This is a genomic window from Paraclostridium sp. MRS3W1 (genome assembly GCF_032465715.1).
Classification (GTDB): domain Bacteria; phylum Bacillota; class Clostridia; order Peptostreptococcales; family Peptostreptococcaceae; genus Paraclostridium; species Paraclostridium dentum.
This window is the reverse complement of record NZ_JAWDJM010000016.1, coordinates 1-7,315: the sequence shown is the minus strand read 5'-3', so window position 1 is coordinate 7,315 and position 7,315 is coordinate 1. Positions and strand designations below refer to the sequence as shown.

The 7,315-nt window shown below is 25.8% G+C and carries 7 protein-coding genes and 2 riboswitches; of the genes, 6 read left to right on the top strand and 1 reads right to left on the bottom strand.

Translation table 11 applies throughout. The features are described 5' to 3' along the window. The 4 genes from RWY47_RS01245 to RWY47_RS01230 form a co-directional block, all read left to right on the top strand. Window positions 1-788 (top strand): helicase-related protein (locus RWY47_RS01245; RefSeq protein WP_316030211.1); only part of this gene is annotated, 788 nt, incomplete at its 5' end. A gap of 42 nt (window positions 789-830) precedes the next feature. Continuing rightward, window positions 831-914: riboswitch (cyclic di-GMP riboswitch) on the top strand. A gap of 41 nt (window positions 915-955) precedes the next feature. Then, a riboswitch (cyclic di-GMP riboswitch) is annotated at window positions 956-1,039 on the top strand. A 49-nt stretch (window positions 1,040-1,088) separates the two neighbouring features. Further along, on the top strand, window positions 1,089-3,704 hold the full coding sequence (locus tag RWY47_RS01240) for a SpaA isopeptide-forming pilin-related protein (RefSeq protein ID WP_316030210.1): 2,616 nt from the start codon (window positions 1,089-1,091) through the stop codon (window positions 3,702-3,704). Between the two features lie 31 nt (window positions 3,705-3,735). Next, on the top strand, window positions 3,736-4,461 hold the full coding sequence (locus RWY47_RS01235) for an MSCRAMM family protein (RefSeq protein ID WP_316030212.1): 726 nt from the start codon (window positions 3,736-3,738) through the stop codon (window positions 4,459-4,461). A gap of 182 nt (window positions 4,462-4,643) precedes the next feature. After that, entirely contained in the window at window positions 4,644-5,807 is a 1,164-nt protein-coding gene (locus tag RWY47_RS01230; protein ID WP_150843096.1) for a class I SAM-dependent methyltransferase, read from the top strand. Between the two features lie 37 nt (window positions 5,808-5,844). Here the strand turns inward: RWY47_RS01230 and RWY47_RS01225 are convergent, their stop codons facing one another. After that, window positions 5,845-6,168: a winged helix-turn-helix transcriptional regulator gene (locus RWY47_RS01225; RefSeq protein WP_150843095.1), complete on the bottom strand. Its 324-nt coding sequence runs from the start codon at window positions 6,166-6,168 to the stop codon at window positions 5,845-5,847. A gap of 153 nt (window positions 6,169-6,321) precedes the next feature. On the opposite strand from RWY47_RS01225, the gene RWY47_RS01220 reads away from it, so the two are divergent. Together RWY47_RS01220 and RWY47_RS01215 are read left to right on the top strand one after the other, a co-directional pair. After that, window positions 6,322-6,690: a VOC family protein gene (locus tag RWY47_RS01220; RefSeq protein ID WP_021433496.1), complete on the top strand. Its 369-nt coding sequence runs from the start codon at window positions 6,322-6,324 to the stop codon at window positions 6,688-6,690. A gap of 136 nt (window positions 6,691-6,826) precedes the next feature. Continuing rightward, window positions 6,827-7,315: hypothetical protein (locus tag RWY47_RS01215; protein ID WP_316030209.1), on the top strand; the 489-nt coding region annotated here is incomplete at its 3' end.

Sequence of the window (7,315 nt, the reverse complement as noted above, 5' to 3'; positions counted from 1 at the left end):
ATTCTAATGAGGAAAATCGATATGAAACTTTAAAAAATATTATATATACTTTAAAACCTGAAACAACAATCATATTTTTGAATACCAAAGATAGAGTATCTGAATTATATAGGAAGATGAAAAAAGATAAGTTTTTAGTAGAACAATTACATGGTGATATGTCTCAAGATAAAAGGATATTTACCATTAAAGATTTAAAAAATGGAAAATATAATGTATTAGTAAGTACAGATGTAGCTAGTAGAGGGATTCACATAGACGATATATCCTTAGTAATCAATTATGATGTTCCTAGGGACAAGGAGAATTACGTACATAGAATAGGTAGGACTGGAAGGCATGATCGATATGGAAAAGCAGTGACTATAGTAAGTGAGAAAGATAGGAAATATATAGATGAAATAAAAGAATATATAGGGTATGATATAAATGTTTTAGAAGATATAACAAGAGATAAAATAAAAAGTGGCAAATATGAGTTCGAACAAAACTCAGCGGCAATTTTTAAAAACAGAAGGAAAGTAAACAATAAAGAGAAAATTCATAGTGAAGTAACAAGAATATATTTAAATGCGGGTAAAAAGAAAAAAATAAGAATTATAGATATAGTAGGGACATTTAGCAATATAAAAGGAATAAACAATGAAGATATAGGAGTAATTGAAGTTCATGACCTTTATTCATATGTTGACTTACTAAATTATAAAGGTGAGAAATTTTTGAAAGATTATAAACAAATAAATATAAAGAAAAAATTAGTAAAGGTAAGAAGAGATAACAAGATATAATTGCAAAAAATGTCAAAATACGCTATAATTATGAAAGTTAATTAAAAAAATAGAAACGAAGAAGTATACCCTGTATGTGGGCACCTGGGGGATACGGAGTTAGTGGTGCAACCGGCTATATTTATTGAATATAAATATAGCCTTTTTTATTTAGATTATAAAAAATTAAGAAAGATAGAGATGAAGAAGTATACCCTGTATGTGGGCACCTGGGGGATACGGAGTTAGTGGTGCAACCGGCTATATTTATTGAATATAAATATAGCCTTTTTTTATAAAAAATTAAGACGAGGTGATTTTGTGAGAACAAAAAAAAGATATAGAATGCTTAGTATGATTGTGATATTAAATCTAATACTAAACATTGTATCTCCAGGGATGACAGTATTTGCTGAAAACAATAATGTTAAGTTGACATTAACAAGCAACAAGACAAAATTGGAATCAGGGGAACAAGTTGAGTTTAATTTAAATTACGAGGCGTTAAATGGGCCAGGGAGTATAAAAGCAGGAGACACAATAACATTTAAATTGCCGGATGTATTTGAAAATATTCAACCTAAATATCCACCAGAACACTTTAAAAGCGTAAACGTAGATGGAACAACTGTTACAGCTGTGTTTAGTGAAGGCGCAAATGATGCAATAGGTGGATACATGAGTGTAAAGGCTACAGCTAAAAATGTTGAAACTAACACAACACAAAGAGTTGAAGTTAATTTAAATGGGACAGTTCAATATATTGATGTGGAAATAGTTCCTCCAGATGAAAAACCGCCAGTAGATCCTCCTACTGTAACTGATAGACAAATTTATAAAACTGTTGATAATCCAGATGGATATGATGGTTATGAAAATGGAACATTAATAAACAATATAAACAACCCTGTTATAGGTAAAAAAGTAAAATATAGTATATATGTTAATGAAAAGTATGCAACTATGTATAATTCATATATAAAGGATACTATTCCTGACGGAATGGAGTTAGTTAAAGATTCTGTAACAATTTATGAAACACAATATGGACAACCAGAGAAAGATGTAACAGAAGATTTTCAAGGAAAGATAAATACGCAAAACAATTCAGTCAATGTAAATTTTGGGACTACTTATAACAAATACAGAGTAAGTTATAGTGTTATAATAAAGCAAAATATGCAACGTTATGATAATGTTGTTGATTTAATTAAACATGATGAAACATTATCATCAAAAGCAATAGTAAAACCTAAAGACGATGGTAAGATGTTAACTAAATACAGTAGAACTAATGAGACAGCAAAAGATGAGAATGGAAATACAATAAATATAGTGAATCTTAATGACAATAAGGTTAAATATATACTTGATATAAATCCTAATAATCAAAGTGTAACAAATGCAATTATTGAAGATAACATTCCAGATGGAATGAAATTAGTAGATGGAAGCATTATGGTAGGTACATATGATATATCTGATAACTTTGAATGGGTAACAGATAAAATGAAAGATAAGATAAAATTTGAAAATAATAAGCTAACTGTTAATATAGGGAATACAGATAAGCATTATTTAATTTATTATGACTTAGAAGTTACACAGAGACAAAAGGTTTACACAAATAAAGCAAAATTAAGTTATGATAATACATCTAAAGATGTTCAAAATGTTGTAAGATATGAAATGAATGCAGGGGCTATAAATGCACGAAAAAAAGTAGATAAGACATTAATTAAAAAAGGTGATAATCAAATAGTAAATTACACAATTGATTTTGATTGTTATGGATATTTTGATAAGGGGTATTTAAATTTAACAGATAAGTTAGATCCAGCAGTTGAAATTTTAGGGGTTGATACTCCAGAACACTTTAATGTAAACATTGATAAAGAAAGCAATACTATAAAAATTACCAATGATAAAAAAGAGATAGAATATGGAGAACCACTTCAAGTAAAAATAAAAACGGATTTTTCTAAAGTAGAAGATGGAAAAACTGTAACTAATGTTGCAAAGATAAACAACTCTACAACTAATAAAGTTGAAACGAAAAAAGGTTATAGATTTACTGCAAAAAAAATTGATAGTACAACAAAATCACCACTTTCAGGAGCAACTTTTAATTTAATGGACAGTAATAAAAAGGTTATAGCTACATTAAATAGTGATTCAAATGGAATACTATCACACTCAATAGATAATCCAGGAGTATATTATTTAAAAGAGACGAAAGCTCCTAAAGGATATAACTTAGATAGTAAAGAGATAAAAATTATTATAAATGAAAATCAAATAGGGACTACTGTAGATTTAGGAAATATACTAAATACACAATCTGATCACAATGCAACTATTAAAAAAGTTGATTCAGATAATGAAAAAAAAGTATTAGAAGGTGCTGTATTTGAAATTCAAAATTTAAGTGGAAGCAAGATAACAAGTGTAACAACAGGTAAAGACGGAATAGCTAATTTAAAGCTTTCACCAGGTAAATATAAAGCGGTTGAAAAAAAGGCACCACAAGGATACATTTTAAATACTGATCCTATACAATTTGAAATAAAATTAGATTCCGATTCAGATATCAACTTAGTTGTTAAAAATGATGCAATAAAAGGAAAGATAGAAATAACAAAAACAGATTCAAAAGATAGTAAAAAGGTATTAGCAAATACAGAATTTACAATATTTGATAGCAATAAAAAAGAAATAGCGAAAGCTATGACAAATAAAGAAGGAAAAGTAGTATTTGACAACTTAGGATATGGAAACTACTATTACCAAGAAACAAAAGCACCAGAAGGATACACAATAGATAGTAAAATGTATCCATTCGAGATTAAAGATAATAATCAATTAATAAGTAAAGTAGCAAAAGATGATGCAATAAAAGGAAAAATAGAAATAACAAAAAACAGATTCAAAGGATAGTAAAAAAGTACTAGCAAATACAGAATTTACAATATTTGATAGCAATAAAAAAGAAATAGCGAAAGCTATGACAAATAAAGAAGGAAAAGTAGAATTCGATAACTTAGGATATGGAAACTACTATTACCAAGAAACAAAAGCACCAGAAGGATACACAATAGATAACAAGATGTATCCATTTGAAATAAAAGATAATAATCAAGTAGTAAGTAAGACAGTATCAGATGATAAGATAATAGGAAAAATAGAAATAACAAAAACAGATTCAAAGGATAGTAAGAAAGTATTAGCAAATACAGAGTTTACTATATTTGATAGCAACAAAAAAGAAGTAGCGAAAGCTATGACAAATAAAGAAGGAAAAGCAGAATTCGATAACTTAGGATATGGAAACTACTATTACCAAGAGACAAAAGCACCAGAAGGATATAGAATAGATAACAAGATGTATCCATTTGAAATAAAAGACAATAATCAAGTAATAAGTAAAATAGTTACAAATGATCCTATAGTTGTAGAGGAAATTAAAAAAGATGATTCTAACTCAAAGAATGAAGAAAATATAACTAGTTCAAATCAAGGTAAAGATGATAGTCAAAAAGATAAAATAAATAGCTCTGATAATAAGACTAGTTATGAATCAAAAAATTCAAATAGTCCACAAACATATGATAATAGTATGTTACCGTATATAGGGTTATTTACAATTTCAACTATAGGATTAGCAGCAAGTACTTTCAATAAAAGAAGAAAGTAAAGGTTTAAAAATAAAGTAGAGTATTAATTTATTTTAGTACTCTACTTTTTATTTTATATACATTATTGATTGAAATAATAATAGATACATTTATACAAAATAGTTTAACTTATTAGAGTTGTAATATATAATAGTATTTGTTGTATCAAAAACTAAAATTAGAAATGATAAGGTGTGACATTATGGAAGAATTAAAAATTAAGATTAAAGAAATAACAAATGAAAAGCTTTTAAAAGTTGTTATTAGTAATAAGCTAAATAAAGATGTTAAATATAATAAAATTAATATTGAATTAAAGGAAAAAAATAATAAAGAATACTATCAGATAGAAAAATATACAGATAAGCAAGTTTTTCATGAAAATATAGAGTTAGAAATGATAGAAACAAAATTATTTGAAATGACTTTTGAGAATTATAAACAAGTAGCTGCTTGGTCTGAAAATACTAATTATGATTTAAAAATATCTAAGAAAGGTAAGGTATTTCTAGGTAAGAAAAAAAGCAGTAATGAAAACTTAGTAAATAAAAGTCATAATAGAGAAAAAAATTATATACTTAAAGAAGGTATGTTAATACAGCCTTTAATAGATTTAGGTGTATTTACAAAAGAGGGAAAAGTAGTTAAATCTAAATACGATAAGTATAAACAAATAAATAGATTTATTGAAATAATTGATGATGAGATAAAGAAAAATGATTATAAAGAATTGACTATATTAGATTTTGGATGTGGAAAATCATATTTAACATTTGTACTTTACTACTATTTTGTTGAGATAAAAAAAATAAATGTAAAAATGATTGGGTTAGATTTAAAAGCAGATGTTATAAAAAAATGTAATGATATAGCTCAAAAATATAATTATCAAAATTTAAAATTTGAACTTGGAGATATAAATGGATATAAGTACACTGATAATGTGGATATGGTTATAACTTTACATGCATGTGATACAGCTACAGATTATGCACTTTATAATGCTGTGAAGTGGAATACAAAAATGATTTTCTCAGTGCCTTGTTGTCAGCATGAATTTAATGAACAGATAAATTCTGATGAGTTTTCGATATTAACAAAGTATGGGATTATAAAGGAAAGAGTATCAGCTCTTATGACAGATGCGGTTAGAGGAAATTTATTAGAAGCATTAGGATATAAAACACAAATTCTTGAATTTATAGATATAGCACATTCGCCTAAAAATATTTTAATAAGAGCTTCTAAAGGTTCTATTTCACAAGAAAAGAAAGAGAGAGCAATGAAAGAAGTTGATAATCTTATAAAAGAGTTTAATTTAAATCCAACTTTACTAAAATTATTAAAAGATGATAAATTAATATAAAGAGAAAAAGGAATCAATTATCTTAATTGATTCCTTTTTATATGTCGAAATACTTATCTCCAAGACTTTCTATACTCTGAAGTACTTTTGCATAATCATTGCCTTTTTCTGTCAAATAGTATTCTACTTTAGGTGGAAGTTCATCGTATACTAATTTACATATTAAATCATCGTTTTCCATTTCTTTTAATTTTTCATTTAGAACTTTATGGCTTACACCACAAGTAATTCTTTGTAGCTCTAAAAAACGCTTAGGACCTTCTAGTAAATGACATAGAATTATTACTTTCCACTTTCCTCTAATTACTTCAAAAGCCAAATCTAATTTACAAACATACTTTTTATCATCTCTAATAATCAAAATTATCACAACCTTTATTGGATCTTTAGTATATTTTAACCTATAAAACAATTTAACATAATACTAACTTTTTAGTAAGTACTTGATTATAATATAAATTAATATTAGTATAATTAAATAAGCAATTATTAATTTATATAGGGAGGATTATATATGAAATTTAGATTTTGTCACAATAATATAAACGTATTAAATTTAGAAAAAAGTTTAGAGTTTTATGAAAAGGCACTTGGGCTTAAAGAAGTAAAAAGACATGAAGCAAAAGATGGAAGTTTTATACTATCTTACTTAGGAGATGGAGAAACTACACATACGTTAGAACTAACATGGCTTAAAGAATGGGATAGAGCATATAATTTAGGAGATAATGAGTTCCATCTAGCATTAAGAGTTGATGATTTTGATGCAGCTTATAATTTACATAAAGAAATGGGATGCATTTGTTTTGAAAACAAAGATATGGGTATATATTTTATAGCAGATCCAGATAATTATTGGATAGAAATTTTACCTTCAAAATAGTCATAAAGTCGATGAAAAAACCATCTAAAGATGCTTATAAGTATATTTAGATGGTTTTTTATTTTAAAATAGATATAAAACTATCATTCATTAAAAATAAGCACATATATATTTTATTAGAATGATTAATTGGGAGGTGAAATTTATAAAATATCCAATTACAGTCCAATATGGGAAGTCAATATTATCAATTTATGAAAAAATGGATAATTCTATAGATATAATAAAGGACTATCTAGCATTTAAAATTCTAGATAATCAAGAATTAAACAGCTATAGTATAGATTCCTTAAAGTCAAAATACCCTGATACTAAAATAACATATAATGAATCTAATAGTTTTGACCAAAACTTAAATAGTATTTCTATATCGTTAAATATTGAAGATAATGTAAAAAAAATTGAAAAAAGTAATATTGAAAGTTTTATAGATAGTATTTTAGTAACTACTAAAAATTTAAATATAGATACATTTGTAGAGATTAAAAAGTGTTATGAAAGTAAATTATATATTAGATTAGAGAAAAGCAAAGAGTTAAAATTAAATATAGATAAATATCAAAAATCAATAAAAATAAAATTATTTTTAGCAAATAATCAAAGTTTAAAGTTAAATATTATAGAC